Origin of the sequence: Sulfuriferula sp. GW1, assembly GCF_047300855.1 — a bacterium.
GTDB lineage: Bacteria > Pseudomonadota > Gammaproteobacteria > Burkholderiales > Sulfuriferulaceae > Sulfuriferula.
In genome coordinates, this window is record NZ_CP170197.1 from 2,984,280 (window position 1) to 3,010,707 (window position 26,428).

Here is a 26,428-nt window from a genome sequence, read left to right on the forward strand (position 1 = left end):
CCCGCCTCCTTCAACAGAATCCAGGCTTAATACACAGTTTCAACAAGTTACACTCTGGCACGGCAATTGTATGCAAAAGGGCAAGACGTTGTTTTGCCGGAGAACATCCATGCGCACTTTTTCCTGTCACCCGCTGATTGCCAGCTTGCTGTTGGGCAGCGTATTGACGCGCGCCTGGGGTGCAGAGGCTCCAGTAGTGCAACAGGTATCCGTGGTACCCAGCCCGGCTTTAAGTATTGCACAGCAACAGCAACTGTCAGATACTGCGGTCAAAGTGCTGCATCAGATCACTGCGGCACGGGAAGATATTGCTCTACGCAATGCCGTCAGTGCTCACCAGGCCCTGGACAACGCCGGCAACTTGCTCACCAGTTTGCAAACCAGCCTGCCTGTCACACGCGTCTCCGCTCACGTCTGGAACGCGCAAAAACATCTGGAATACGACAGTAGTGCGCGCGTGCAGCCTGATTTGATACCGATTCATGCCGACCTGCATACATTGCGAGACTTCATTCCGGCGCAGCAGAATCCGGCGCAAACACGCAGCCATCCGCAGCAAAGCCTTAAACAGCCGGGTACCAATGAGTTGCACGCCACGGATGCCACACTGATTTATGCCGAGGCTGACCTGCCACTTGCGCATACCCGACAGGCCGTGGATACCGCACGCCACGCGCTGGACCAGCAGAACTGGCAGCGTGCCGACCATGCACTCAAAAATGCCGAGGACGGCGTCGTATTCATGTCGGTGAGTGTAAACAGGCCTTTCGCCGCAGGCCGCCAGTCATTGCTGCAAACCACCCGCCTGCTCGCGGCGGGCGAAACCGCCAAAGCCCGGCTCGAACTGCAACGCGCGCGCAGTTACCTGCAGCGCGCCGCACAAACCACAGATATGGTCGCCAGGGACGATGCCAACCAACTGCTGCAGGATGCCGACCGGCTCGACGCACACATTCGGAACGACGACGCCAATCTGGTTAATGACGCGCAAACCTTGTGGTACAGGACAGCCGCTCTGGCTGAACGCTCCCATGCCTATCTGGGCAATGAATGGGCCATCGTAATGCACGACCAGCCCGTCAAATCCAGGCTCATCGAAGCCCGCCTCGCGTTACGCGATGCGGCCATTGATCAATTTACCGCACACCAGCCGGCGGCCGCCGGAAAAGCGCTGGCGCGCGCGCAAAGCTACCTCGCCCAGGCAATGCAAATCGCACGCACCGATAACCAGCCGCAAATCGGAATACACGGCGTGCAACAACATGTCGCCCGGCTCGCAACCGAAGCTCCGGCACAACGCAGCCCGGACCAGTACCGTCAGCTCGCGGGCGAACTGGGTGTCCTGATCAGCCAGAGCTGACACGAGATGAGGCTTGCCTACCCTACAGAAACCAGTTTGAATAGCAGCTATGAAGATACTGATTCCTATCCCGTGTCGAGCGCGCTGATCCTGCGCTCATTGCGACTGCCTGCCCTGGTGCTGGGCAGCGTGGTGATCCTGGCTCTGGCACTGATGACGTTGACCGCATGGCGCGCCGAAACCCGCATCGGCACCGTGCAATTGCACATGCAGAATATTCTCGCTTTGCAGGCGCTCTCAATGCAGATAGAACACGACTATTTGCGCCTGGTTAATCCGCAGGCGCCGCTCCCTGCGCACGTCCGCCGGGCACTGGACCAGCAGCTCGCCGACATCATCGCTGCCGATCACTCGCGCGTGGCCGACACACCCGCGGTATTGAGCCAGCTACGGCAATTGCTGGCGCGCCGCGATGCCGGCCACGATACCCTGCTCTCCACGCTGGCGCAGATCCATGACCGCATCACGCGCGAAACCAACGCCCATGCGGTACTGGTCAGCGATGTGCAACGCACTGCGCGCTTCGAATTCAATCTCGCGCTGACCTTGGTCGTGGTGCTCCCCTTGCTCGCGCTCGCCACCCTCTACCTGCTGCGCCATCGCGTGCAGTTACCGCTGCGCGACCTGAGCTGGCTGATGCAACGTTTGTCGCAACAGGATTACGCCAGCGCCCCGATTGCCCATGCCGATCCGATGATCAAGCCGCTGCTGCTGCGCTACAACCATCTGGTGAGCCGCCTGGCCGAGCTCGAAGCCGAACACCAGAACCGCGAGACCCTGCTCGAACAGCAGGTGCGCGCCGCCAGCACCACCCTGCTCAACCAGCAGCAGCATCTGGCGCAGGCGGAAAAGCTGGCCAGCGTCGGTGAAGTCGCTGCCGGCATTGCACACGAACTGCGCAACCCGCTGTCCGGCATCCAGATGGCGCTGACCAATCTGCGCCGTGAAACCGAGTCGGCCGACCATGCCGAACGGCTGGACATGGTCCTGGATGAAATCAATCGCATCACGCGCCTGCTCAATGGCCTGCTGGATCAGGCACGACACCGCCCCGCCCCGCCCAGCACTGTGAACCTGGCCGAACTGTGCAGCACCCTGGCCAGCCTGGTCCGTTACCTGTTGCCGCCTGCCATCACGCTGGTGACCGATGTCCCCGCGGATTTGAACTGCGTGATCTCGGCCGATGGCTTGCGCCAGGCTTTGCTCAACCTGATTCTCAACGCGCGCAACGCGATCGGCGAAAATACGGGAAATATCCGGCTCACCGCGCAGCCTCGTGAAAACGCTATCGAAATCAGCGTCACCGACAGCGGTGCCGGCTTTTCCGATACACTGCTCAGCCACGGCCCGCGCCCGTTTATCAGCGGTCACGAATCCGGCACCGGCCTCGGCCTGGCCATCACGCGCCGTTTCGTAAACGATCTGGGCGGACGCATTGCGCTGGACAACCCGCCTGCCGGTGGCGCACGCGTCACCCTCTACCTGCCTTGTGCCGCCGCCCATGCCTGACAGCCTCCTCATCATTGAAGACGAATCCCTGCTCGGTGCTGAACTGCAGCGCCATTTCCGACGCGAAGGCTGGGAGGTCAGCTGGGCCCGCAGCATCGCCGAAGCCGAATCCCTGCTGTTCAGCGAAACCCTTACACCGCTGATCGTGCTCTCCGACATGAGCCTGCCGGACGGCAACGGCCTGGACTTGCTCGAATCCGTGCGCCAGAAAAATCTGGGCGGCGAGTGGCTGTTCCTCACCGGCTACGGCACCGTGCCGGATTCAGTGCGCGCGCTGAAACTGGGCGCACTGGATTTCCTGAGCAAACCTTGCGATCTGGCGCGCCTCGACCTGATCATCGCCGCCGCCACGCGCAGCGGCCGTGCCCAGCGGCGCATTGCCGAACACACGGCGGCGGCGGCGCGGCGCTACAGCGTGGACAGCTTCAGCGGCGACAGCAGCGCCTCGAACGCGGTGCGCCAGATGCTGACACGGCTGGCCAGCGTGCCCTATTCCGCACTGCTCATCAGCGGCGAAACCGGAACCGGCAAAGGTCTGGCAGCGCGCATCCTGCATCACGGCGGGATGCGCGCCAATGCCCCTCTGGTGGAGGTCAATTGCGCCGCACTGCCGCATGAACTGATCGAATCCGAGTTGTTCGGCCACGAACCCGGCGCGTTTACCGGGGCCAAAACCCGGCGGCGCGGCCTGTTCGAGCAGGCCGATGGCGGCACCCTGTTTCTGGATGAGGTCGGCGAGCTGGCACCCGATTTGCAGGCCAAACTGCTCAAGGCAATCGAGGACAAGGTCATCCGCCGCGTGGGCGGCGACCGCGAAATCACCCTCGACGTGCAACTCATCGCCGCCACCAATCAGGATCTGGTTGAAGCGGTCGCCGCCCGGCGTTTCCGTGAAGATTTCTATCATCGCCTGTCGGTATTCCGCCTTGAATTGCCGCCGCTGCGCCAGCGCCGCGAGGACATTCGCCCCCTGGTGCAACGCTTTGTCGCCGAATTCAACCTCAAGGCCGGCAAAAAAATACGCCATATCCGCGACAGCGCCTGGCTGTTGCTTGAGCAACACAACTGGCCGGGCAACGTACGCGAGCTGCGCAATGCCATCGAGCGCGCCGTGCTGCTCACCCCGGGCGATGCCGACACGCTGCAGGAGGAATGGCTGCAACTCACTCCCCCCGGCATCCTGCCCGCGCCACCGCAAGCCAGCAGTGAAACTTTATTGTGCCTGCCGCTGGATGGCAGCATGGCGCTCGACGACATGGATCGTCACATCATCCAGACCACACTGGTACGCCACGCCTACAATGTCACTGCCGCCGCGCGCGCGCTGGGCACCACACGCGAAACACTGCGTTACCGGGTGGATAAATACGGACTCAAACCTGAAGCCGGCAAGGATGGCTGAAACAGCCGGCCTAATGAGGCGCCGCCGGGAGAAGGCGCAATGCAAGGTAAATCCATAATCCACCTCATCACCCGGTTCAAGCTCTTCCTGCGCGGGCACGAGCAGGAAGAGGCACGCCGCATGCTGCTTTGGGCTGGCGTGGTCGGCGTGCTCGGTGCGCTGGCCACCGTGCTGTTCCGCGAGGGCATCCAGCTCATTGAGTGGTTGTTCACGAGCCACTCCGGCAGCCTGGTGCATATCGCCGAAGGGCTGAGCTGGTGGCAGCGCCTGCTGATTCCGCTGGCCGGGGGCTTGCTGGCGGGAGCGATTTTGCAATTCGGCCTGAAATGGGTGCGTAGCGCGCGGACCACCGACTACATGGAAGCCATCGTCGCAGGCGATGGCGTCATCGGTGTCCGCGCCAGCCTGGTGAAAAGCCTGTCGTCATTGTTCTCCGTCGGCTCGGGAGGCTCGATCGGACGCGAGGGGGCGATGGTGCAGCTTGCCGCCATGGTGGGATCAGCGGCAGGATATTGGGTGCACCTGCCCCAGCACAAGCAACGCCTGCTGGTGGCGTGCGGAGCCGCGGCAGGCCTGGCTGCGGCTTATAATGCGCCGATCGCCGGTGCACTGTTCGTGGCTGAAATCGTCATGGGTACCATCGCCATGGAGAGCTTCGGCCCGCTCATCGTCGCTTCGGTTGTCTCCAATACCACCATCCACCATTTCCTCGGATATGCGCCGGTGTACCAGATCCCTGCGTTTCAGTTTCTATCCAACTGGGAGCTGTTTTCCTACGCTGCCCTGGGCTATCTGCTGGGCCACCTCGCGCCTTCATTTATTACACTTCTTGATCGCAGCGAAAACCTGTTCGCGCGCACCATGCTGCCTCTCACCCTGAAGCTGGGGCTGGGCGGACTGGTGGTGGGCGCGATTTCCACGTTCTATCCGCAAGTATGGGGCAACGGTTACAGCGTGGTGAACAGCCTGCTGCATCAGAACATTGCCTGGCAACTGCTCGCCCTGGTGCTGATTTTCAAGATCATTGCCACCGCAGCGACGATCGGTTCCGGCGCTGTAGGCGGGGTATTCACTCCTACCCTGTTCATCGGGGCGGCATTCGGCTCGCTGTTCGGCACCGCGCTGGGCGCGATTTTTCCCGGCATGACCTCGCCTTCCAGCGCTTACGCCATCGTCGGCATGGGTGCGTTCCTGGCCGCCGCCACTCAAGCGCCGTTGATGGCGATCCTGATGATTTTCGAGATGACCCTGGATTACAAAATCACTCTGCCCCTGATGCTGGCGTGTGTGATCGCCTACACTGTCGCGCGCGACCATCGCGGCAGCGAGTCGATCTACGCCGGCGCGCTACGGCGCAAACGTGGCCTCCATACCGAAAAATAACTGCCGCTCAACCCGCCCCGCCGGCACCGCCCAAAGCCGCCAACCACTTTGGGGTGATATCACCCCACACTCTTGCCAATCTTGGGGGATATGCCCCAGCCCTCTCCCAATTTAATAAAATTATTGGTTTGTTATCAATACCTTGCAGTCGTGGCACGGATACTGCTCAATCAACATCAAGGCAAATGTTCTGACCCGATACGGAATCGGACTCAATGAAGGAGAGCGCACATGAGCGCAAGCGCCTATGTAATCTATACCGTGATTCTGCTGGCGGCATTCGCGGGTATCGTAGTCTGGGTGTACAGCAAAAAACGCAAGCTTCACTTCGACAGGGAAGCCCGCATTCCGTTTGATGAAAAGCCGGATTGAGGTTTGCCTGCGCCAGCCCCGCTGGCCGAAAGCAACTGCAACATGAATACAGACGCGGGCCGGAAAACATGATGACAGACCGGCGGTTATGTCTGCCCACCCCCAAAAACTCAGGAGAAAAAGCATGAAACCCAGTCCATCCAATCTACTAGCGGCCCTGCTCGCCACAGCGGCCATTTCCCTTTCCGGCATAGCGCATTCCGCCCCGCTCGCTGGCTTCGAAACTGTAGGCGTGACCGTGCAGGAGGCCAGCGTCGCGGCGGCGGGCTGGAGTGCACAGAAACAAATCCTGCACAAACCGGTCTATAACGATGACAAGAAGAAAATCGGCGTCATTGAAGACATTATCGTGTCGCCGGAAAATTCGGTGTCCTACGCAGTTGTCGGCGTTGGCGGCTTTCTCGGCATTGACCGCCATGATGTGCTGATTCCGTTCAATCATTTCAAAGCCGAAGGACATAAGTTCTTGCTGCCGGGCGCGACCAAGGCCATGCTCAAGTCCTTGCCTGCATTCAAATACACCAAATGAAGCAGGTCATGACGGGTGGCCTGCGCACCCCTTTTTCTCACCCTATGGGGTCAACCCAAGGAGCGTGCCATGAGGCGTCGTATTTTTCCGCTGCTCGTCGCAACCACCCTGACATTGATGCTGGCGAGTTGTGCCACTCTGCCGCCGCCCGCGCCGGTCACGGTTGCTGAGGTGATCCGTCTCAGTCATGAAGGCGACCCTCCCGATCAAATCATCCAGCGCATGCGTGACGCGGGGACCGTCTATCGCCTCAAGGCCAGCCAGCTCGCGCGCCTGCACCAGCAGGGCGTATCCGATGAGGTGCTGGATTACATGCAGCATACCTACCTTGAGGCGGTGCGCCGCGATCAGCACATGCAAGACTGGAACCGCTGGTGGCCGGCTCCGGACGGCTATTTCTACGGCCGTTGCTACTACGGCCCCTGGCCTTACCGCTGCTATTGATTCCATTCCGAATTCAGCGCACGCAGGCTGGAATGGACTAAAGGAACACGGGCCGGCAAACGCCCGAACTGTCGCATGAGCCAGTTCAAGAACCTTTCCTCCCATATTTTGCAGGCTTCCGCCTCAATGGTCGGTGTTTGCATGATGATTCTCAGCATCGTCAAACTCATCCATATGGGCGGCCCCATGAGCAGGCTGGTGGACAAAATACTCGGCTTCGACAATGTCGTGTTTCTGTTTAGCGCCATCCTGTCCTATGCCTCGATGCGCTACGAGCGGCGGGCGGTGCATCTGGAGAATCTGGCTGACACCATGTTTATCGTTGGCCTGATTTGCATGACGGTGGCCTCGTTCGTGCTTTCTTTCGAAATCCTCTGAAAATGGTCGAGCCGACAGAATTCAACTTTAACCGCAGGCGCTTCCTGATTGCCGCCACCACTGCGGTGGCGGGCGCAGGGTTCGTGATGACCGCCTATCCGTTCGTGATGAGCATGATGCCGAGCCAGAGAGCGCTGGCCGAAGGCGGTCCGGTCGACGCAGACATCCGCAAGATTGAGCCGGGCATGCTGGTGACCTTCACATGGCGCAAACAGCCGGTATGGGTTCTGCATCGCACCCAATCCATGCTCGACCGGTTGGGCAAGCATGATCAGTTGCTGCTTGATCCGCTGTCACGACAGCCCCAGCAACCCGCTTATTGCCAGAACGCGACCCGTTCGATCAAGCCTGAATACTTTGTCGCAATCGGTATCTGTACACACCTAGGTTGCGTTCCAACCTATCGCAGGGAGGTGGGGGCACCCGATATAGGGGCGAATTGGCCGGGTGGTTTTCTATGCCCTTGCCACGGCTCCAAATACGATCTGGCGGGACGGGTATTCAAGGACGTGCCGGCACCGCTCAACCTGAAGATTCCTCAACATACCTACCTGAGCGAGACCCTGATATTGATTGGTGCAGACAAGAAAACAGGCTAGATACCCCACACGAAACCAGCGCAACGATCGTTTATATCCGGATTTGCAGCAGAACGATCATAACTTTCACCAGAAAGAACACAATGAAAAATGACATCCCGCAACCTTCAGGCACAGCCCCGGCGCCACCGTGGAGCGATCCAGGCTGGACCTCCGCGCGCAAGGACATGGTCGGCACCGCACTGGGCGCTGCGCGGCTGTGGTTCAGCGTAGCGCAGGGCATCGTCAGCGAGGTGTATTACCCGCGCCTGGATATCCCCCAGCTCAAGGATCTGGGCCTGATCGTCGCCGATGACCAGGGCTTCTGGCAGGAGTTGCGCAGGCTGCCCGGCTACACCCTGGAATTCGTTGCCCCCGGCATTCCGGTACTGACCATTCAGCACCGGCATTCGCGCTTCAACCTGCGCCTCCGAATCTGCTCCGATCCGCAGCGCGATGTGCTGCTGCTGGATATCGAACTTGACGGCGACGCGGCCCTGCGCCCCTATCTGCTTGCCGCGCCGCGCCTGGGCGGGGACAGCCTCAATAACCGCGCCTGGGCGGATTCCTGGCAAGGCAGACCCTTGCTGTGGGCGGAACAAGGGCCTTTCGGTCTGGCGTTGATGTGTGCCGACCATGACGGACTGCCCGGTTTTGGCATGCGATCCGTGGGCAGCGTGGGCGAAAGCGATTTATGGCAGGATTTCGATCGCCACCGGCGCATGACATGGAGCTATGCCGAAACCGAGCCGGGTGAAGTGTCGCTGGCAGGCGAACTGCCGCGTCGTTGTACTGTAGCGCTGGGTCTGGGCAGCAGCAAGGAAGCTGCAGCCACCCTGGCATGGAGCGCATTGATGCAAGGTTTCGAAGCGGCCTGGCAGGGTCAATGCAAGGACTGGGCAGACTGGCAAAAAAACTGGCAGCCGCCTCCGGCGCTCGCCGCCCTGCCGGATGCCGCTCAACAACTGCTGCAACGCTCGGCGAGCGTACTCAAAATCCATCAGGACCATACTTACCCCGGTGCTGCCGTCGCCAGCCTGTCGGTGCCGTGGGGCGAATCCAGCTCAAGCCAGGGCGGCTACCATCTGGTGTGGTCACGCGATCTGGTGGAGACTGCCGGCGCACTGCTGGCCATGGACAAACTCGACGATGCGCGGGCCATACTGTGCTACTTGATCGCTACCCAGCAGAGCGACGGCCACTGGCTGCAAAACCAGTGGCTGGGCGGCAAACCATTCTGGCAGGGCATCCAGCTGGACGAAACCGCTTTCCCGGTGCTGCTGGCCGCCGCCCTGCACGCACGCGACGCGCTGGCGCAAATTCCGGTGCACGATACAGTGCGTCGCGCGCTCGATTTCATTCTGCGCGAAGGTCCTGCCACCGGCCAGGATCGCTGGGAGGAGGACGCCGGCATCAACGCATTCACTCTGGCGGTGGCCATTGCCGCGCTGGTGGAGGGCGCTGCATTTTTGCAAGGTCGCGAGCGCGATTGCGCGCTGATGCTGGCGGATTACTGGAATGCCCGGCTGGAGGACTGGACCTGGGTGGAAGACACCAAGCTGGCGCGCAGCCTCGACGTGCCCGGTTATTATCTGCGCAGCGCCCCTACCGACGAACTCATCCACGAAGGCGCCAAACTCGAACACCTGCTGATCAAAAACCGCGCTATCGATCCCGATCTTCCCGCCGAGGAGCAGCTGGCAACCGATTTCCTGCAACTGGTGCGCTATGGCCTGCGCGATGCGCACGACCCGTGCATCGTCGCGAGCGTGACCGCCATCGACAAGCTGCTCAAGACCGATACGCCCAACGGCCCGGTATGGCATCGCTACAACGGCGACGGCTACGGCGAACACGCCGACGGCAGCGCCTTCGACGGCAGTGGCAACGGGCGCGGCTGGCCACTGCTTACCGGCGAGCGCGCCCATTATGCATTGATGGCTGGAGACAACGTGCTGCCCTACATCGAAGCCATCACAGCCATGACCGGGGCTGGAGGTCTCATTCCCGAACAGGTATGGGATACCGATCCCATCCCGGCGCGCGACCTCTACCCCGGAAAGCCCAGCGGTTCCGCCATGCCGCTGGTGTGGGCGCACGCCGAGTACATCAAGCTGTGCCTGAGCCATGCCCAGGGCTATCCGGTGGATCGCCCGGTGCAGACCTGGCTGCGCTATCACGGCCAGCGCCCGAAAATTTCATTTTATCTATGGCGCATGAAGCAACGCCCGCGCAATCTGCCTGCCGGCAAGGAACTGCGCCTGCTGCTGCACGCGCCTGCACGCGTGCACTGGGGGCGCAACGGCTGGCAGGACATCGCCGACGTGGACACGCAGGACTGGGGGCTGGCGCACATCGCCATTTTGTCGACGACGCAATTGAAACCGGGCGACACGCTGGAATTCACCCTCTACTGGCCTGACACCGGGCAATGGCAGGGTGAGGATTTTCAGATTCGCATCGTTACTCCTGGAGAAAAATCATGCTGAATATTGATTTAAGCGGGCGCCGGGCGCTGGTCACCGGTTCCAGTTCCGGACTGGGTGAAGCCATCGCGATGGCTTTATCCAGCGCAGGCGCCAAGGTGGCAATCAACTATCGAAATGACAAAGCAGTGGCAGACGCAGTGGTGGCGCGCATCGTCCGGCAAGGCGGTGCAGCGCAGGCATTCCAGGCCGACATCTCGGCGCCGGAAGATGTGACGCGGCTTTTCGCTGAAGTCGGCGCCGCATTCGGCGGGCTGGATATTCTGGTCAACAATGCCGGCATCGATGGCGGCGCGGCCAATTGTGCCGACAGCGATCCGGACCAGTGGGCGCGCGTCATCGCGGTGGACCTGCAAGGATCCTACTACTGCGCGCGTCAGGCACTGCACTGGATGCTGCCGCAGAAACGCGGGGTCATCATCAACATCACTTCGGTACATGAATTCATCCCCTGGTCGGGCTACAGCGCCTACACCAGCGCCAAGGCCGGACTGTCCATGTTCACCAAAACCCTGGCCCAGGAAGTGGCGGCGAACGGCGTACGCGTGCTGGCCATCGCCCCCGGGGCGATCAAAACGCCGATCAATGCAAGCGTCTGGAAAGACCCGCAGGGATTGGTCGATCTGGATCATAAAATCGCCATGGGGCGCATGGGCGAGCCGGATGAAATCGGCCAGGTTGCGGCTTTCCTGGCCAGCGATCTGGCCAGCTACATCACCGGCACCAGCATCGCGGTGGACGGCGGCATGCTGATCTACCCGGACTTCCGTCATGGCGGATGATCTGGATGCCGACCTGATCATCATCGGCAGCGGTGCCGGGGGCGGCACGCTGGCGCGTGCGCTGGCGCCCAGCGGCATGTCCATCCTGGTGCTGGAACGCGGCGATTATCTGCCCAGGGAAAAAGCCAACTGGCAGGCCGAAGCCGTATTCCACGCGCACCGCTACCATACTCAGGACCACTGGCGCGATGGTGCCGGGCGCCTGTTTCAACCCGTCACCGGCTACCACGTGGGGGGCAACACCAAACTCTACGGCGCAGCGGTGCTGCGCCGCCGCGGCGAGGATTTTGTGGCGCGCAGGCATGTCGACGGCAGCACCCCGAACTGGCCGATTGGCTATGCCGACCTGAGCCCTTACTACGATGAAGCAGAATGCTGGTATTACGCGCACGGCCTGGCCGGTGCCGACCCTACGGAGCCGCCGCGCAACGACTATCCATGGCCGCCGTTCACCCATGAGCCTTACATGGCAGAAGTCGCGCGCCAACTGAAAACGCTAGGCTTACACCCCTTTGCGCTGCCGCTGGCGCTGAATCGGGACGAAGATCGTCCGCAACAAAGTGCCTGCATACGCTGCGACAGCTGCGACGGTTTCCCATGCCTGGTGCACGCCAAGGGCGATGCGGAAATCTGCGGCATCCGCCCCGCATTGCAATACGCCAATGTTCATATCCTGCCCGGTGTCCGGGTGCAAAAACTCCTCACCAACAGCGCTGGCAGCCGCGTGGAAAGCGTGGAAACGCTGGGCCCGCAGGGTGCGCGACGTTTCCGCGCACGCGTGGTTGTCGTCGCTGCCGGCGCCATCAATTCCGCCGCGCTGTTACTGGCTTCAGCCAACGCCCGGCACCCGCGCGGGCTGGCGAATGGCAGCGACCAGCTCGGCCGCAATTACATGTGCCATCTCAACAGCGCCTGCATTGCCATCGATCCGCGTCGCCGCAACCCGACTGTGTTTCAGAAAACCATCGCCATCAACGATTTTTACAACAGCTCGGGCGAGGCGGATTTCCCCTACCCGCTCGGCCACATTCAGAATCTCGGCAAAGTCACCCCGGCCATCCTCAAGGCCCAGCGCCCGGCGTTGCCGTGGCCGCTGGCGCAGTGGGCGGCACAGCATTCGGTGGACTGGTGGCTGACCACGGAAGACCTGCCGCGCCCGGACAACCGGGTCAGTCTGGATGCTGACGGCACCATCCGGCTGCATTATCTACCCACCAACGAGGCCGCCCATCAGCGCCTGGTCGGTGGCTGGAAAAACATCCTGAAACAGCTCGGCTATCCGCTCGTCTTCACCCAGCGCATGGGCATCGAGGCGGTGGCCCACCAGGTCGGCACAGCACGGTTCGGCACCGACCCCGGGGCCAGCGTGCTCGACCTTCATTGCAAGGCGCATGAGCTGGACAACCTGTACGTGGTGGATGCGTCGTTCATGCCCTCCATCGCCGCCGTCAATCCGTCGCTGACCATCATGGCCAACGCGCTGCGCGTCGGCGCCCATCTGCGCCAGCGTTTCGCCCAGGGTGATTGGCATGGATAGGCTACTGGTGTGCCGAAATGGCGATTGAAAAGCAGTTTGGCTACAGAGGCCACAGAAAACACCGAGGAAACGCGCTTCCCAGACCTGCGTACCCGGTCGATCAACCCGGAATACGGCATACCCGCGCCTACTCTGTGGCCTCTGTCGCTGCAATCGCCGTTTCCGGATTCATGACATTGACGACCTAATCAGGAGAATCAGACATGGCCAAGCTCAGCGCCGTCGCAGTCTATACAGCAGGTTTCCTGCAAGGCTGCGCGTTCGTCCTGATCCCGGCGCTCGGTACCATTCTGGCCGCGCCGCCTTACCACCTGTCCAGCAGCGCCTATGGCGTGCTGTTTCTGCCGCAGACGCTGGGCGCCATCTTCGGCGCGCTCGCGGCCGATACGCTGCACCAGCGCATCGGCAGTCGCGGACTGTTCCGTAGCGGCGTTGCAGCCAATGTGCTCGCCCTGCTCCTGCTGGCCGGCGCGGCCTATAGCAGTGGCACGCTGGCGCATGCCTTGCTATTGATGGAAACACTGTTTCTCGGCGTGGGTTTTGGCTTGACGCTGGCGGCCGTCAATCACTATGCCGCGCTGCTGTTCCCTCGTACCGCCACGATGGCAGTCACCTTGCTCAACGCCGGCATCGGCGGCGCCACCGCGCTTTCTCCGCTGATCCTGCATGGCATTGCTGCCTGGGCCAGCTGGGGCGTATGGCCGCTCATGCTGGCAGCGGGATTCGTGCTGGTGCTCTTTCTGCCGCTCCCGGCCAGCACTGCCAAAACCGGTGAATCACCGCGCTGGCAAGCCGCCATGCTGCTGTTTGCGCTGGCCGCATTTCTCTATGCCATTGGCGAGGGCATCTTTGGCAGTTGGGCCAATATTTACATCAGCGTGAACAAGGCCCTGCCGGCGCATTACGGGGCACTGGCGCTCTCCGCTTTCTGGGGCAGCATGACGCTGTTTCGCATCCTGCTGGCGCTGGTGCCGGAGCGCGTAATCGCGCAGCGCTGGCTTTATCTGGCGGCGCCGCTCGGCATGGGCGCCTGCTTTGCTGCGTTGCCCTTTCTGTCCAGCGCCTGGACTTTGATAGGCGCGTTTGCACTGGCCGGCGCAGCATGCAGCGTCTACTTTCCGTTTTCCATGTCGTACGGGCTGGCCGCTTTTTCCGGGCAGCAGACGCGCATGGCCGGTCTGATGGTGGCTGCGCTGATGGCCGGTGAGGGCATTGGCTCGTTTGCCCTGGGGCCGTTGCAAGGCCTGGTCGCGCTGCCGCGGATTTACCTGTTTTCGGCATCGTTGGCCCTACCCTTGTTCGTGCTGGGATGGCACCTCTCGGCGCGGGTAAAAACCGGTTAATGCGTCATCTACCGAACATAAGGATATTGCCATTAAGGATAAAGTAAGTTTTCGCGGCTTAGTATTCCTGGAGCCTTGAAATATTACCGTGCCCAGCCTTATGCAAATACTCTGCTTTAACCGCGTCGTCGCACCCCTATTCGTGGTGATGGTTACGCTCGCAGGTTGCGCGAGCTATGCGCCGCGGCCATTGTCGCCACAAGCCACTGCCAGCGCCTTTGAGGCACGCACGCTCTCCGACCCCGGCCTGGAAAATTACCTGGCCGCCCATCTGCCGCGTACCGGGCAGGCGGAGTCATCCCATACCTGGGATTTGAACAAGCTGACCCTGGCCGCGCTGTACTACCATCCCGATCTGGAGGTGGCACGCGCGCAGCAGAATGTGGCCAAAGCGGGTGTACAAGTTTCGCGGCAACGACCCAACCCGAGCCTGAATTTGACACCGGCGTATAACGCCAATGCAATCGCCGGAATGTCGCCCTGGATTCTGGGCACGATGCTGAATTTTCCGATTGAAACCGCCGGACGGCGCGGTTATCGCGAGGCCCAGGCAAACCATCAACTTGATGATGCGCGTTTTCATGTTGCCGAGGTGGCCTGGCAAGTGCGCAGCCATGTGCGTGGCCGCATGCTGGATTACGATGCCGCGCTGCGCGAAGCCGCCATCCTGAAGCAAACCCTGGCTCTGCGCGAGAACCTGTTGCAGGCCGTGCAACGCCGCCTCGCAGCCGGCGAGGCCGGGCAAGCCGAGGTGGATACTGAACAGGCTGCACTGGCCGATGTGCGCCTGCAACTGGACAAGGCGTGGGGCCGCGGGGCCGCAGCGCGGGTGGCATTGGCTGCCGCCGTGGGAGTGCCGGTAGCAGCGCTCGACAGCGTCAAGCTTTCCTTCGCAGCATTCAACCGTCCGCTTTCTGCAGCGCAAATTCCGGCACCCGCAGTGCGCCGCGCAGCCTTGACCAATCGCGCCGATCTGCTCGCGGCACTTGCCCGGTATGAGGTCAGCCAGTCCGCGCTGCAGCTCGAAATTGCGCGGCAATATCCGGACCTGCAAATCGGCCCCGGCTACAAGTGGGACCAGGGCGCGAACAAGTGGTCGCTGGGAATCAGCCTGACGCTGCCGCTGTTCAACCAGAACCAGGGTCAGATCGCGCAGGCCACGGCACAACGCGAGCTGGCCGCGGCGCGCTTCACCGCCCTGCAAACCCGGGCCATCGCCCAGACCGGGCAAGCGCTTGCAGACTATCGTGCGGCCCTTGCGGCACTGGACTCCGCGCAGTCTCTGGCCGCTATACAGCAGTTACGCGCGCAATCCGCACAGCGTCAATTTTCCTCCGGCTACATCGATCACCTCGCGCTGGATCAGGCACGCCTGCAAACCCTGGCTGCCGAGAACACCCGCCTGACTGCATCGATACAGGCACAGCGCGCATTGGGTGCGCTCGAAGACGCGGTCCAGCAACCGCTGGACGGCTCAATTCAAATCACCGACCCCGCCCTGCCCGACCCCCGGCGCGACGCGCCTGCCCATCAAGGATCCCGGCCATGAAACACACGCGCTTTATTCTCGCCGGCCTGATCGCGACTGCGATCGTTATCGGCATTGTGATCTGGATACGCAGCACGCCCAGCCATCCGCCCGCCACATCGGCCGACTCGCAAGCCGCAACGACCAGCGCCGGTACGGTCGTAATCAGCCCCGCGCAAATGACGCTGAGCGGCATCGCAGTGCAAGCGCTGCCGGTCACCCGTTTCCAGCCGCAAACCAGCGCCTACGCCAGCGTACTCGACCCGGGACCGCTGCTGCAGCTGCGCGGACAACTGCGCGCGGCACAACTGCAGACCGACGCAGCGCGCGCCCAGGCTGCGGCCTCGGAACGCGAATACCGGCGTCTGGCGCTGCTTAATGGCCAGGACCACACCGTGTCGGACAAAGTGACCGAGGCGGCACGCGCCAGCCGGGATGCGGACCGCGCACATCTGGAAGCCGCACAGGCAACATTGCTGGCTGCGCGCGACACGGCGCGCAGCCGCTGGGGCGACGTGCTGACAGGATGGGCACTGGCCACGCACTCGCCGCAACTGGATGCATTGAATTCCGGGAAGCAGGCTTTATTGTCGGTCGCATTGCCGCAGGGCGGGGCGACGGGTTCGCCGCCGCCAACCATCCACCTCAACCTGCCCGGTGGCATCGGAGAGATCACAGCGCATCTGGTATCGCCTTCGCCGCTGGCCGACCCGGTCACCCAGAGTCCGACGTATTTTTACCAGGCGCCGCGCGGCGGATTGCGCACCGGCATGCGCATCGATGCCTTGCTGCCCGCCGGTCAATCTGTAGCTGGGGTTGTGATCCCGAACTCGGCGGTGGTCTGGTATGCCAACCGGCCGTGGGTCTATGTGCAGTCCACCGATACGCAATTCGTGCGCCGCGAAATCGCCGTCGACACACCCGCACCCGGCGGCTGGTTTGTTGCGCAGTGGCACGCTGGCGAACGCGTGGCGGTCAAGGGCGCAGCCTTGCTGTTCTCGCAGGAATTCCAGCCCAAACCGCAACCGGGCGCCCCGAGCAGTGGAGGCGATGACGACGATTAGCAGGTGAGCGCGCGCACGTTATTGCCAATCCGGATCATTGAAGCCAAAACCGCAATGCCAGTCACAGAGAGCACAGAGGACACAGAGATGAAGCGAGTTCCAGCCCACCTGATGAAAGCACAAATTTACGTCTATCCATCGTTTTTTCTCTGTGAACTCTGTGTTCTCTGTGGCTAACCGATTTTTTCAGGTTTAACAGGACTTCATCGCCCATGCTGACTCCCATCGTTGACTTTGCCATCCGCTTTCGCGGCGTTGTCATCGCCCTGGCCATGCTGCTGGCGGGGTACGGCCTGTTCGCTCTCAGCCATGCGCGGCTGGACGTGTTCCCGGAATTCGCGCCGCCCCAGGTGCAGGTGCAGACCGAGGCACCCGGCCTGTCGCCCGAGCAGGTGGAAGTGCTGGTCACCCAGCCGCTGGAGAACCGCCTGGCCGGCCTGACCGGGATCAAGACCATGCGCTCCAAGTCGTTTCAGGGGCTGTCCATGATCACCCTGACTTTCGTATCGGGTACCGACATCTATCGGGCCAGGCAGGTCGTGGCAGAACAAATGGGCGGGGCTGCCGCTGCCCTTCCGCAAGGCGTCAAAACACCGGCTTTGCTGCCGCTGGCTTCATCCACCAGCGTGGTGCTGAGCCTTGGTCTGACCTCGAAGTCGCGCTCGCTGATGGAACTGCGCACCCTTGCCGACTGGAGCGTCAAGCCGCAGCTGCTTTCCGTGCACGGGGTGGCGGGCATTTCCGTATTTGGCGGCGAGGTGAAGCAGTTGCAGATCCAGATCGCCCCCGACAAGCTGGTGCGCTACGGCCTGTCTATCCAGGACGTGGTCGATGCGGCAAAACGGGCAACCGCGGTGCGCGGCGCCGGCATCATCGAAAACAGCAACCAGCGCATCACGCTGGAAACCACCGGGCAGCCCATCTCCGCCGCGGCGCTGGGGGCGGTGGTGCTGCGCAATCAGGGCGGCGCCACCCTGCACCTGGCAGATGTCGCGAATGTGACGGTGGCGCCCGCCCCCGCAGTCGGCGCGGCTTCGATCGAGGGGCAGCCGGGCGTGATGCTGGTGGTCGAGGAACAGTACGGCGCGAATACCCTGGCCGTGACCCGGGCCCTTGAACAGCGCCTCGCGCAGCTCAAACCCGCCCTCACTGCCGAAGGCGTGACGCTGAATCCCGACCTGTTCCGTCCGGCCAACTTCATTGAAACCGCGATCAGCCACCTGCGCACCGCGCTGCTGATCGGCGCTGCGCTGGTGCTGATCGTGCTGTTCCTGTTCCTGTTCAACGCGCGCGCAGCGGTCATTTCTGCCACGGCGATTCCGCTTTCGCTGCTGACTGCGGTGATCGTGCTGAATCACTTCGGCATCGGCCTCAATACCATGACGCTGGGCGGACTCGCCATCGCCATCGGCGAGGTGGTGGACGACGCCATTGTCGATGTGGAAAACATTTTCCGACGCCTGCGTGAAAATCGCCTGCTGGCTGCACCGCTGAATGCGGCGCAAGTGGTGCTGAGTGCATCTCTCGAAGTGCGCGGTGCAGTGATCTACGCCACCTTCATCGTGGCGCTGGTGTTCGTGCCGGTGCTGACACTGTCCGGCGTCGCCGGCAGCCTGTTCGGCCCGCTGGCAATCGCCTATATTGCGGCCATCATGGCTTCGCTGGTGGTGGCGTTGACGCTGACCCCGGCGCTGGCCTATGCGTTGCTGGCAAGCCGTGCCGCCGAAGCAAAAGAGCCACCGCTGGGTAAATGGCTCAAGGTGCGCTACACCCGTCTGCTCGCCGGCATCGATCAACGCGCGGGCGCGGCGATTCTGGTCGTGGTGTTGCTGTGCGGCGCGGCATTGGCGGTGCTGCCGTTCCTGCAGGGCAGCTTCCTGCCCACGCTGCGCGAGGGACATTTCATCGTCCATATGAAAATGGCACCGGGCACGTCGCTGGCCCAGTCGCTTGCGCTGGGGCAACGTGTGAGCGCGTCGCTCAGCCGGATTCCGGGAATCCGTTCGGTGGCCCAGCGCGCGGGACGGGCTACCCAGGTGTCGGATCCGGCAGGCGCATTTTCGAGCGAGTTCGAGGTGGACCTGACGCCGCTCTCCGGCCCCGGACAACAGCGCGTATTGAATGCCATCCGCAGCACCGTTGCGCCGTTCGTGGGCGCGAGTTTCTCGGTCAACACCTTCCTGACCGAGCGCATCCACGAAACAATTTCAGGCTATACCGCGCCGCTGGTCGTGGATATCTACGGCAACGACCTCGACGTGCTCGACCGCAAGGCCGAGGAAGTCGCCGCCGCGATCCGCAGCGTGCCGGGCGCCGGCGCGGTGCAGGTACAGGCGCCGACCGGCAGTCCGCAGTTGGTTATTCATTTGCGCGATAGCGCCCTGGCGCGGCTCGGCATCGCCCCGGTCGACGCGCTGAGTGCGATTCAAACCGCCTACGCCGGTACCCAAGTCGGCGAGGTGTACGAGGGGAGTCGCGTATTCGACGTGACGGTGGTGCTGGCGCCACCGCTGCGCCAAAGCCCGGCGCAAGTGGGCGAGCTGCCGTTGAAGACCCCGGACGGCCGCATGGTGCTGCTCAAGGACATTGCCGATATTCACCAGACCGATGGGCGTTATCTGATCCTGCACGACGACGCGCAACGCTTGCAAACAGTGACCGCAGACGTCAAGGGACGTGCACTGTCGAGTTTTGTCACGGCGGTAAAAAAACTGATTGCGGCGCAGGTCACGCTGCCGCGCGGCACTTACCTGGTCTATGCCGGCGATGCGCCGGAGCAGGCCCGCGCGCAGCGGGATCTGCTGCTGCATTCGGCACTGGCTGCCGCGGGCGTGGCGCTGCTGTTGTACATGGCGCTGGGCGGCGTGCGCTCGACCATCCTGGTGTTCGCCAACCTGCCGTTCGCGCTGGCCGGCGGCGTGGTGATGGTGCTGGTCACCGGCGGCGTATTATCGATCGGCTCGCTGGTGGGTTTCGTCACGCTGTTCGGCATCACCCTGCGCAACGCCATCATGCTGATCTCGCACTATCGCCATCTGGTCGAGGTGGAAGGCGTGGCGTGGGGCAAGGATGCCGCGATACGCGGCGCAGCGGAACGTCTGTCGCCGATCCTGATGACGGCGCTGGTCACCGCGCTGGGGCTGCTGCCGCTGGCGCTGAGCAGCGGTGCGCCGGGCAACGAGATCGAAGGCCCGATGGCCGCCGTCATCCTGGGCGGGCTGATCACGTCCACGCTGCTCAACCTGCTGATCCTGCCGACGCTCGCGCTGCGCTATGGGCGGTTCGAGCGGCGCGATCTGGACAACGCCGCATGAAACCCGACGGTGACGGAGGACATCCATGACACGGCATAAGCCAGCGCATGACATTGTGATTGTGGGCGGTGGCGCGGGCGGACTGGAACTCGCCACAAGCCTGGGCAACAAGCTGGGACGCGGCACCCGCGCCAGGGTCACCTTGATCGACGCTTCGGCTTCGCACGTATGGAAGCCGCTGCTGCACGAAGTGGCCGCGGGCAGTCTGGATTCCTATGCGGAACGGCTGGAGTATCTGGCACAGGCGCACTGGCATCATTTCCGCTTTTGTTTCGGACGCATGGACGGCCTGGATCGCACCCAGAAACGGGTAGGGATTGCACCCGCCACGGATCAGAACGGACACGAAATCATGCCGCGCCGCAGCCTTCATTACGACACGCTGGTGATTGCGGTGGGTTCGGTCGGTAATGATTTTGGCATACCCGGCGTGGCCGAACATTGCATCATGCTCGACACCCCGGAACAGGCGCGTCAATTCCATCGCCGCCATATCGATGCCTGCCTGCGCGCGCAAACCCAGGCCGGGCCGGTCGCACCGGGGCAGATCACGGTGGGCATCGTCGGCACCGGTGCCACCGGGGTGGAACTGGCCGCCGAACTGCACGACACGACGCGCGAACTGTCGTCCTACGGCCTCGAACATATCGACCCCGACAAAAGCTTGCGGCTGGTGCTGGTGGGGGCGGCCGAGCGCGTCCTGCCCGGATTGCCGGCGCGCCTGTCCGATGCGGTCGCCGCTCAGTTGCACAGCATGGGTATCGAAATCCATAACGGCGAACACGTGGTGGAAGTGCGCCCGGACGGCATGCTCACGCATACCGGTAAATTCATCCACGCCAGCATGATGGTGTGGGCGGCAGGCATCAAGGCGCCGGATGTTCTGACGACCCTGGGCTTGCCCACCAATCACGCCCAGCAATTGATCGTGCGCCCGACCTTGCAGACCGCTGACGACGCGATTTTTGCTTTTGGCGATTGCGCCGCGTGTCCGCTGCCCGACGGCAAGGGCATCGTCCCTGCACGCGCGCAGGCCGCGCATCAGCAAGCCAGACTACTGGTGAAATCGATACGCTGCCGGCTTAACCATAAACCGCTGCCGCAATATGTGTATCGCGATTACGGCTCGCTGGTCGCACTCGGGCAACACAGCACTGTAGGCACCCTGATGGACAGGTGGTCCGGCAATGGCCTGCGTGTGGAAGGGCTGTGGGCACGGTGGATGTACCGGTCGCTGCACACCATGCACCTGCTTGCCCTGAACGGCTATGTCAGGACCGCGCTGTTGCTTCTCGCCAATCTCATCAATACGCCCAACAAGCCCACCATCAAGCTGCATTGATCAAAAAACGGCGATTTATCCACGAAATACACGAAATACACGAAAATCACGAAATATCCGAATCGATAACAAGCTGCAGATCATCACCCAAAGGGTGGATAACTTACTCAATGTCTTACATTGATTTGTTTCGTGTCTTTCGTGGACCAACTGCTTTTTCCATGCTGAACCTCTCGTCATCCCGCCTGGGCGTGTCGCGCCTGCCTCTGCGATGCTGGTTGAGATGCCCCAACCACCAGTTTGCTCCGGGGCTTATACCCCGATATATCCCGCACCAACAAAACCGGTCACAAAAAATTCAAGGCCTTATCGGGCTGGCACGGTCGATGCATAGGGAAGATCGGAGAGGTGTTGTCCGCTGCCCAGGCCTGACCGGATAAACCTGAATCTGCCGTGCCGTGTTCAAGCGGACTGCTCTCATTCAAATGTGGATATGAGGTATTTTGTGCCAGGAAAAAAGCACCTCAGGCTACTCGGTTACTGCTCGCTCATCCCTGTACTGTTTCTGGGCGGCTGCAGCGTATCCGGTTTCCCGCTGCTCAACCCGCAGGGGCCGATCGGTCACAGCGAACTCAATCTGATCGTAACCGCCTTTCTCATCATGCTGATCCCGGTGCTGCCGGTGATAGGCATGACCTTCTGGTTTGCGTGGCGTTACCGCGCCACGCGCAGGGAAACTGCGCCCCAGGCCGCTTGGTCCGAACATACAATCGAGCTGGTGGTATGGGCGGTCCCGACCGTCATAGTGATTGCGCTGGGTGCGCTGACCTGGGTCACCACGCACCGGCTCGACCCCTATAAATCCATCGCGTCATCCGCAAAACCGGTACAGATCGAGGCGATTGCGTTGAACTGGAAATGGCTGTTCATTTACCCGGACGAGCATATCGCAACGGTCAACCAGCTGGTCATTCCCGTCAACGTGCCGGTAAGTTTCCGGCTCACCTCCGATACGGTGATGGCCTCGCTATTCATCCCGCGCCTGGGCAGTCAGGTCTACGCGATGGCGGGCATGCAAACCCGTCTGCATCTGCTGGCAAGCCAGCCGGGCAGCTACCGCGGCATGAACTCGCAATTCAGCGGTGCCGGTTTTCCGGGCATGCGCTTCAGGGTCATCGCAACTTCACAGGGCGACTACCAGGCCTGGCTCAAACAGGTCAGGCAAACCGGTAGCGCACTGAACCTGGCACGCTTCAGGCAATTGGCGCAACCCAGCGCCCACGCGCCGGTGAGTTATTTCGCATCGGTCCAGCCCGCTGATCTGTTCGACCAGGTCATGCGCACATTCAAGCCGATGCCGCCAGGCGCGATGGCGCCCATGCAGCCGGCGTCCAGCCATCAGGAGACATAAGGCATGTTCGGAAAACTGTCACTGTCCGCGATTCCTTTTCATGTACCCATCATCATGGGATCGGTCAGCGTGGTATTGCTGGGCGCAGCGCTGATCCTGGCGCTCATTACCTACTATGGCAAGTGGGGCTACCTGTGGCATGAATGGCTGACCAGCGTCGACCATAAAAGAATCGGCGTCATGTACATCATTCTGGCGCTCGTCATGCTGCTGCGCGGCTTCTCTGACGCCATCCTGATGCGCTCGCAGCAGGCCATCGCACTGGGCTCAGATCACGGCTTCCTGCCGCCCGGCCACTACGACCAGATTTTCAGCGCGCACGGCACCATCATGATTTTTTTCATGGCCATGCCGTTCCTGGTCGGGCTGATGAATGTGGTCGTGCCGTTGCAGATCGGCGCGCGCGACGTCGCCTTCCCGTTCATGAATGCGGTCAGCCTGTGGCTCACCGTATTCAGCGCCGGGCTGGTCATGGTCTCGCTCGGCGTGGGCAATTTCTCCCATGCCGGATGGACCGGCTACCCGCCCCTCAGCGGCCTGCATTACAGTCCGGGCACCGGTGTCGATTACTGGATCTGGAGCATCCAGTTGAGCGGACTCGGATCGCTGATGACGGGAATCAATTTCCTGGTGACCATACTCAAAATGCGCGCACCCGGCATGACGCTGATGCGCATGCCGATCTTCACCTGGACCGCATTGTGCACCAACGTGCTGATGATCCTCGCCTTCCCGGTGTTGACCGTGACGCTGGCTCTATTGGCGCTGGATCGTTACCTGGGCATGCATTTTTTCACCAACGCCCTTGGCGGAAACATGATGATGTACCTCAATCTGTTCTGGATCTGGGGGCATCCGGAAGTCTACATCCTGGTGCTGCCCGCGTTCGGCGTGTTTTCCGAAGTGGTGGCCACGCTGTGTGGCAAGCGCCTGTTCGGCTACACCTCGATGATCTGGGCGACCATCGCCATCACCGTGCTGTCCTTCACGGTGTGGCTGCACCATTTTTTCACCATGGGATCGAGCGCAGACGTGAATGCCTTCTTCGGCATCATGACCATGATCATCGCGGTGCCCACCGGGGTCAAGGTGTTCAACTGGCTGTTCACCATGTATCAGGGGCGCGTGCGTTTCGACACGCCGATGCTGTGGACGCTGGCCTTCATGGTGACGTTCGTGCTGGGCGGCATGACCGGGGTGATGCTGGCGATTCCGGGTGCCGATTACGTGCTGCATAACACCGAGTTCCTGGTCGCCCATTTTCACAACATGCTGATTCCCGGCGCGCTGTTCGGCTACTTTGCCGGATATGCCTTCTGGTTTCCCAAGGTGTTCGGCTTCGCGCTGAACGAGAAATGGGGCAAGCGTGCATTCTGGATGTGGGCGAGCGGCTTTTACCTCGCCTTCATGCCGCTCTATGTGCTTGGTTTTCTGGGCATGCCGCGCCGTCTGGAGTACTACACCAACCCTGCCTGGCATCCCTGGCTGGAAATTGCCGCCGTGGGCGCTGCCTTCATCCTGATCGGCATCGTGTTCCAGGTCATCCAGCTGGTGGTGAGCATCCGGGCGCGCGAAACGACGCGCGACCTGAGCGGCGATTACTGGCGCGACGGCCGCACCCTGGAGTGGTCGACCTCCTCACCGCCGCCGCTCTACAACTTTGCGCAAATTCCCGTCGTGGGAAGCCGCGATGCCTTCATGCGCATCAAGGAAAATGGCAGCGCCGCCCAGCGCCCGGTTGAATATCACGCTATCCATATGCCCAGCAACACACCCGCGGGCTTTGTCATCGGTGTGCTGGCGTTCTTCGCCGGCTTCGGGTTGATCTGGCATATCTGGTGGCTGGCCGCAATCGGTACTTTGGGCATTCTGGTCACGCTCATTGCCAGGGCATCGCATGACAATACCGGATATTTCATCCCGGCGGAGGCAGTGCAGGCCACCGAGGAGCGACGCCCGCGCGCATCCGGAGGAACTGATCGGGCGGGCTTGAACGTATTCAAACTGCCGGGCCACGCGGCCACCATGCAGCAGGGACAATCATGACAACGACTGCATTGAGCCACCACTCCGGCAGCGCGCATCAGCACGCCGAATCCGTGAACAACGCCGTGTTCGGATTCTGGATCTATATCATGAGCGACTGCATCCTGTTCGCCATCCTGTTCGCGACATTTGGCGTCATGCAACACAACTACGCGGGCGGACCCACGGGCGCGACCTTGTTCGATCTGCCCAAGGTGTTCGGCGAAACCCTGCTCCTGCTTACCAGCAGCGTGACCTATGGCCTGGCGGTGCTGGCGATGAACAGGAAAAACCGAATCCAGGTGCTGGGCTGGCTGTTGATCACCTTCCTGCTTGGGCTGGGTTTCATCGGCATGGAAGTCAGCGAGTTCCAGCGCATGATCCTGACGGGCGCCGGACCCGACCGAAGCGGTTTTCTGTCCGCATTTTTTACCCTGGTCGGCACCCACGGCCTGCACGTCAGCTTCGGTCTGATCGGCATGCTGGTGATGATGGGTCAGGTCATGCGCAAGGGGTTAAGCATCCCGGTTCAATCCCGGCTGATCCGCCTGAGCATGTTCTGGCACTTCCTGGACATCGTGTGGATCGGCGTCTTCACCGTGGTCTACTTGATGGGAGTGATGTAAATGGCACATGATTCGATCCATCTGCCCGGCGTCGGCCATGCCCGCTTGCGCACCTATGTCGTGGGCTTTGCACTGTCCCTGGTGCTCACTGCGATCCCGTTCGGGCTGGTCGTATTCGGTCTCGACCGCTTTCCGCACTCCGCCATACTCATCGCCATCGCACTCGCAGCCATCGTCCAGATTGTGGTGCAACTCCATTACTTCCTGCACCTGGATCGCACCTCGGACCAGAGCTGGAACCTGCTCGCCATTGTGTTCACCGTACTCATCATCGCCATCATGCTGCTGGGCACGCTGTGGATCATGTTCGATCTCCATGCGCGCATGATGTAAAGCAGATCGCCTTGAGAGCGTAATCTCAGCGCCGGCTGCGCGACCGTTTCGACATCACCCAGTAAACAACCGCAACCAGCACGACCAGCGCCAGCGCGCCTGCCAGCCACAACTCTGCCGTATGAACCCGCAGCAACCATGCCTCGATCTGCTTGCCGAAATAGTAGACACCCGCACTCCATGCGCCAACCCACAGCAGCGCGCCCAGCGCGTTATAGACTGCGAAGCGTTTCCAGCCCATTCCAACACTGCCCGCAGTGAGGCCGTTGAGTTGCCGCAGCACCGGGAAGAAACGCGCGACGATGACGACTTCCGGGCCGTAATGCGCGAAGAAGCGCTCCACCTTGTCCAGCCGCACGGCGCTGATGCCCACGCGCGCGCCATGGCGAACCAGCAGCTTGCGACCGCCGTAGCGGCCAATGGCATAACCGGCGTTGTCGCCGAGCGTCGCCGCTGCCCATGCCGTCACAACCACAAGCCAGATGTTGAGCTGCCCCTGTACGGCAAGGAAGGACGCGGCGACCAGAAAGGTTTCGCCGGGCAGCGGCAAGCCCAACGACTCGGCGAACAGCACGCCGAACAGCGCGCCGTAACCGTACTGGATAATGTAGGGGTGCGCCGTGGCAAGCAGGCTGTTCATATTGAGAAAATCAGTTCTCCACGGAGAACACAGAGTTCACTGTGGCAGCGGGCTGCGCCGGGATGGGCGATTCGTCGCCCAGCCCGCAAAAACCCCTGGTTG

General features: G+C 61.8%; 22 protein-coding genes. 21 read left to right on the top strand and 1 reads right to left on the bottom strand.

The window, feature by feature from the left end; genetic code table 11:
- Positions 1 to 109: 109 nt before the first annotated feature.
- From ACFDAU_RS14670 to cyoD, 21 genes are all read left to right on the top strand, one after another.
- Positions 110 to 1,360 carry a YfdX family protein gene (locus tag ACFDAU_RS14670; protein WP_413437642.1) on the top strand — a complete coding sequence of 417 codons (1,251 nt, stop codon included), beginning with the start codon at positions 110 to 112 and terminating at the stop codon, positions 1,358 to 1,360.
- Between the two features lie 6 nt (positions 1,361 to 1,366).
- On the top strand, positions 1,367 to 2,869 hold the full coding sequence (locus ACFDAU_RS14675; protein ID WP_413437643.1) for a two-component system sensor histidine kinase NtrB: 1,503 nt from the start codon (positions 1,367 to 1,369) through the stop codon (positions 2,867 to 2,869).
- Positions 2,862 to 4,271, top strand: a complete 1,410-nt coding sequence (locus ACFDAU_RS14680) for a sigma-54-dependent transcriptional regulator (protein ID WP_413437644.1) — start codon at positions 2,862 to 2,864, stop codon at positions 4,269 to 4,271. The genes ACFDAU_RS14675 and ACFDAU_RS14680 overlap by 8 nt, the downstream gene beginning before the upstream one ends.
- Before the next feature lie 39 nt (positions 4,272 to 4,310).
- Positions 4,311 to 5,654 carry a ClcB-like voltage-gated chloride channel protein gene (locus ACFDAU_RS14685; protein ID WP_413437645.1) on the top strand — a complete coding sequence of 448 codons (1,344 nt, stop codon included), beginning with the start codon at positions 4,311 to 4,313 and terminating at the stop codon, positions 5,652 to 5,654.
- A 231-nt stretch (positions 5,655 to 5,885) separates the two neighbouring features.
- On the top strand, positions 5,886 to 6,026 hold the full coding sequence (locus tag ACFDAU_RS14690; RefSeq protein WP_413437646.1) for a cbb3-type cytochrome oxidase subunit 3: 141 nt from the start codon (positions 5,886 to 5,888) through the stop codon (positions 6,024 to 6,026).
- 124 nt (positions 6,027 to 6,150) lie between these two features.
- Positions 6,151 to 6,555: a PRC-barrel domain-containing protein gene (locus ACFDAU_RS14695; RefSeq protein WP_413437647.1), complete on the top strand. Its 405-nt coding sequence runs from the start codon at positions 6,151 to 6,153 to the stop codon at positions 6,553 to 6,555.
- A 69-nt stretch (positions 6,556 to 6,624) separates the two neighbouring features.
- A complete protein-coding gene (locus tag ACFDAU_RS14700; RefSeq protein WP_413437648.1) occupies positions 6,625 to 6,999 on the top strand; it encodes a hypothetical protein in 375 nt (124 codons plus the stop codon).
- A gap of 141 nt (positions 7,000 to 7,140) precedes the next feature.
- Positions 7,141 to 7,377: a hypothetical protein gene (locus ACFDAU_RS14705; RefSeq protein ID WP_124703182.1), complete on the top strand. Its 237-nt coding sequence runs from the start codon at positions 7,141 to 7,143 to the stop codon at positions 7,375 to 7,377.
- 2 nt (positions 7,378 to 7,379) lie between these two features.
- Entirely contained in the window at positions 7,380 to 7,976 is a 597-nt protein-coding gene (gene petA / locus ACFDAU_RS14710; protein ID WP_413437650.1) for a ubiquinol-cytochrome c reductase iron-sulfur subunit, read from the top strand.
- An 83-nt stretch (positions 7,977 to 8,059) separates the two neighbouring features.
- On the top strand, positions 8,060 to 10,444 hold the full coding sequence (locus tag ACFDAU_RS14715) for a glycoside hydrolase family 15 protein (RefSeq protein WP_413437651.1): 2,385 nt from the start codon (positions 8,060 to 8,062) through the stop codon (positions 10,442 to 10,444).
- Positions 10,438 to 11,223: a glucose 1-dehydrogenase gene (locus ACFDAU_RS14720; RefSeq protein WP_413437652.1), complete on the top strand. Its 786-nt coding sequence runs from the start codon at positions 10,438 to 10,440 to the stop codon at positions 11,221 to 11,223. Before ACFDAU_RS14715 ends, ACFDAU_RS14720 begins: the two co-directional genes overlap by 7 nt.
- Entirely contained in the window at positions 11,213 to 12,760 is a 1,548-nt protein-coding gene (locus ACFDAU_RS14725; RefSeq protein WP_413437653.1) for a GMC oxidoreductase, read from the top strand. The genes ACFDAU_RS14720 and ACFDAU_RS14725 overlap by 11 nt, the downstream gene beginning before the upstream one ends.
- Before the next feature lie 203 nt (positions 12,761 to 12,963).
- On the top strand, positions 12,964 to 14,103 hold the full coding sequence (locus ACFDAU_RS14730) for an MFS transporter (RefSeq protein WP_413437654.1): 1,140 nt from the start codon (positions 12,964 to 12,966) through the stop codon (positions 14,101 to 14,103).
- Positions 14,104 to 14,203: 100 nt separating this feature from the next.
- A complete protein-coding gene (locus ACFDAU_RS14735; protein WP_413437655.1) occupies positions 14,204 to 15,652 on the top strand; it encodes a TolC family protein in 1,449 nt (482 codons plus the stop codon).
- Positions 15,649 to 16,695, top strand: a complete 1,047-nt coding sequence (locus ACFDAU_RS14740; protein ID WP_413437656.1) for a hypothetical protein — start codon at positions 15,649 to 15,651, stop codon at positions 16,693 to 16,695. The genes ACFDAU_RS14735 and ACFDAU_RS14740 overlap by 4 nt, the downstream gene beginning before the upstream one ends.
- A gap of 212 nt (positions 16,696 to 16,907) precedes the next feature.
- Entirely contained in the window at positions 16,908 to 20,009 is a 3,102-nt protein-coding gene (locus ACFDAU_RS14745; protein ID WP_413437657.1) for an efflux RND transporter permease subunit, read from the top strand.
- 25 nt (positions 20,010 to 20,034) lie between these two features.
- On the top strand, positions 20,035 to 21,351 hold the full coding sequence (locus tag ACFDAU_RS14750) for an NAD(P)/FAD-dependent oxidoreductase (protein ID WP_413437658.1): 1,317 nt from the start codon (positions 20,035 to 20,037) through the stop codon (positions 21,349 to 21,351).
- 445 nt (positions 21,352 to 21,796) lie between these two features.
- Positions 21,797 to 22,702 carry a ubiquinol oxidase subunit II gene (cyoA, locus tag ACFDAU_RS14755; RefSeq protein ID WP_413437659.1) on the top strand — a complete coding sequence of 302 codons (906 nt, stop codon included), beginning with the start codon at positions 21,797 to 21,799 and terminating at the stop codon, positions 22,700 to 22,702.
- Between the two features lie 3 nt (positions 22,703 to 22,705).
- The gene (gene cyoB / locus ACFDAU_RS14760) at positions 22,706 to 24,748 is read left to right on the top strand and encodes a cytochrome o ubiquinol oxidase subunit I (protein ID WP_413437660.1); all 2,043 of its coding nucleotides are present in this window, start codon (positions 22,706 to 22,708) and stop codon (positions 24,746 to 24,748) included.
- Positions 24,745 to 25,353, top strand: a complete 609-nt coding sequence (gene cyoC, locus ACFDAU_RS14765; RefSeq protein ID WP_413437661.1) for a cytochrome o ubiquinol oxidase subunit III — start codon at positions 24,745 to 24,747, stop codon at positions 25,351 to 25,353. The genes cyoB and cyoC overlap by 4 nt, the downstream gene beginning before the upstream one ends.
- Complete coding sequence (gene cyoD, locus ACFDAU_RS14770; RefSeq protein WP_413437662.1) at positions 25,354 to 25,686, top strand: cytochrome o ubiquinol oxidase subunit IV; 333 nt, start codon at positions 25,354 to 25,356, stop codon at positions 25,684 to 25,686. It begins immediately after the preceding gene.
- 25 nt (positions 25,687 to 25,711) lie between these two features.
- Here the strand turns inward: cyoD and ACFDAU_RS14775 are convergent, their stop codons facing one another.
- Entirely contained in the window at positions 25,712 to 26,326 is a 615-nt protein-coding gene (locus ACFDAU_RS14775) for a DedA family protein (RefSeq protein ID WP_413437663.1), read from the bottom strand.
- Between the last annotated feature and the right edge of the window lie 102 nt (positions 26,327 to 26,428).

Excerpts from the sequence above, each read along its gene's own strand:
- ACFDAU_RS14670 (WP_413437642.1), top strand. The coding sequence starts at position 110 with ATGCGCACTTTTTCCTGTCACCCGCTGATTGCCAGCTTGCTGTTGGGC.
- ACFDAU_RS14675 (WP_413437643.1), top strand. The coding sequence starts at position 1,367 with ATGAGGCTTGCCTACCCTACAGAAACCAGTTTGAATAGCAGCTATGAA.
- ACFDAU_RS14680 (WP_413437644.1), top strand. The coding sequence starts at position 2,862 with ATGCCTGACAGCCTCCTCATCATTGAAGACGAATCCCTGCTCGGTGCT.
- ACFDAU_RS14685 (WP_413437645.1), top strand. The coding sequence starts at position 4,311 with ATGCAAGGTAAATCCATAATCCACCTCATCACCCGGTTCAAGCTCTTC.
- ACFDAU_RS14690 (WP_413437646.1), top strand. The coding sequence starts at position 5,886 with ATGAGCGCAAGCGCCTATGTAATCTATACCGTGATTCTGCTGGCGGCA.
- ACFDAU_RS14695 (WP_413437647.1), top strand. The coding sequence starts at position 6,151 with ATGAAACCCAGTCCATCCAATCTACTAGCGGCCCTGCTCGCCACAGCG.
- ACFDAU_RS14700 (WP_413437648.1), top strand. The coding sequence starts at position 6,625 with ATGAGGCGTCGTATTTTTCCGCTGCTCGTCGCAACCACCCTGACATTG.
- ACFDAU_RS14705 (WP_124703182.1), top strand. The coding sequence starts at position 7,141 with ATGATGATTCTCAGCATCGTCAAACTCATCCATATGGGCGGCCCCATG.
- petA (WP_413437650.1), top strand. The coding sequence starts at position 7,380 with ATGGTCGAGCCGACAGAATTCAACTTTAACCGCAGGCGCTTCCTGATT.
- ACFDAU_RS14715 (WP_413437651.1), top strand. The coding sequence starts at position 8,060 with ATGAAAAATGACATCCCGCAACCTTCAGGCACAGCCCCGGCGCCACCG.
- ACFDAU_RS14720 (WP_413437652.1), top strand. The coding sequence starts at position 10,438 with ATGCTGAATATTGATTTAAGCGGGCGCCGGGCGCTGGTCACCGGTTCC.
- ACFDAU_RS14725 (WP_413437653.1), top strand. The coding sequence starts at position 11,213 with ATGGCGGATGATCTGGATGCCGACCTGATCATCATCGGCAGCGGTGCC.
- ACFDAU_RS14730 (WP_413437654.1), top strand. The coding sequence starts at position 12,964 with ATGGCCAAGCTCAGCGCCGTCGCAGTCTATACAGCAGGTTTCCTGCAA.
- ACFDAU_RS14735 (WP_413437655.1), top strand. The coding sequence starts at position 14,204 with ATGCAAATACTCTGCTTTAACCGCGTCGTCGCACCCCTATTCGTGGTG.
- ACFDAU_RS14740 (WP_413437656.1), top strand. The coding sequence starts at position 15,649 with ATGAAACACACGCGCTTTATTCTCGCCGGCCTGATCGCGACTGCGATC.
- ACFDAU_RS14745 (WP_413437657.1), top strand. The coding sequence starts at position 16,908 with ATGCTGACTCCCATCGTTGACTTTGCCATCCGCTTTCGCGGCGTTGTC.
- ACFDAU_RS14750 (WP_413437658.1), top strand. The coding sequence starts at position 20,035 with ATGACACGGCATAAGCCAGCGCATGACATTGTGATTGTGGGCGGTGGC.
- cyoB (WP_413437660.1), top strand. The coding sequence starts at position 22,706 with ATGTTCGGAAAACTGTCACTGTCCGCGATTCCTTTTCATGTACCCATC.
- cyoC (WP_413437661.1), top strand. The coding sequence starts at position 24,745 with ATGACAACGACTGCATTGAGCCACCACTCCGGCAGCGCGCATCAGCAC.
- cyoD (WP_413437662.1), top strand. The coding sequence starts at position 25,354 with ATGGCACATGATTCGATCCATCTGCCCGGCGTCGGCCATGCCCGCTTG.
- ACFDAU_RS14775 (WP_413437663.1), bottom strand. The coding sequence starts at position 26,326 with ATGAACAGCCTGCTTGCCACGGCGCACCCCTACATTATCCAGTACGGT.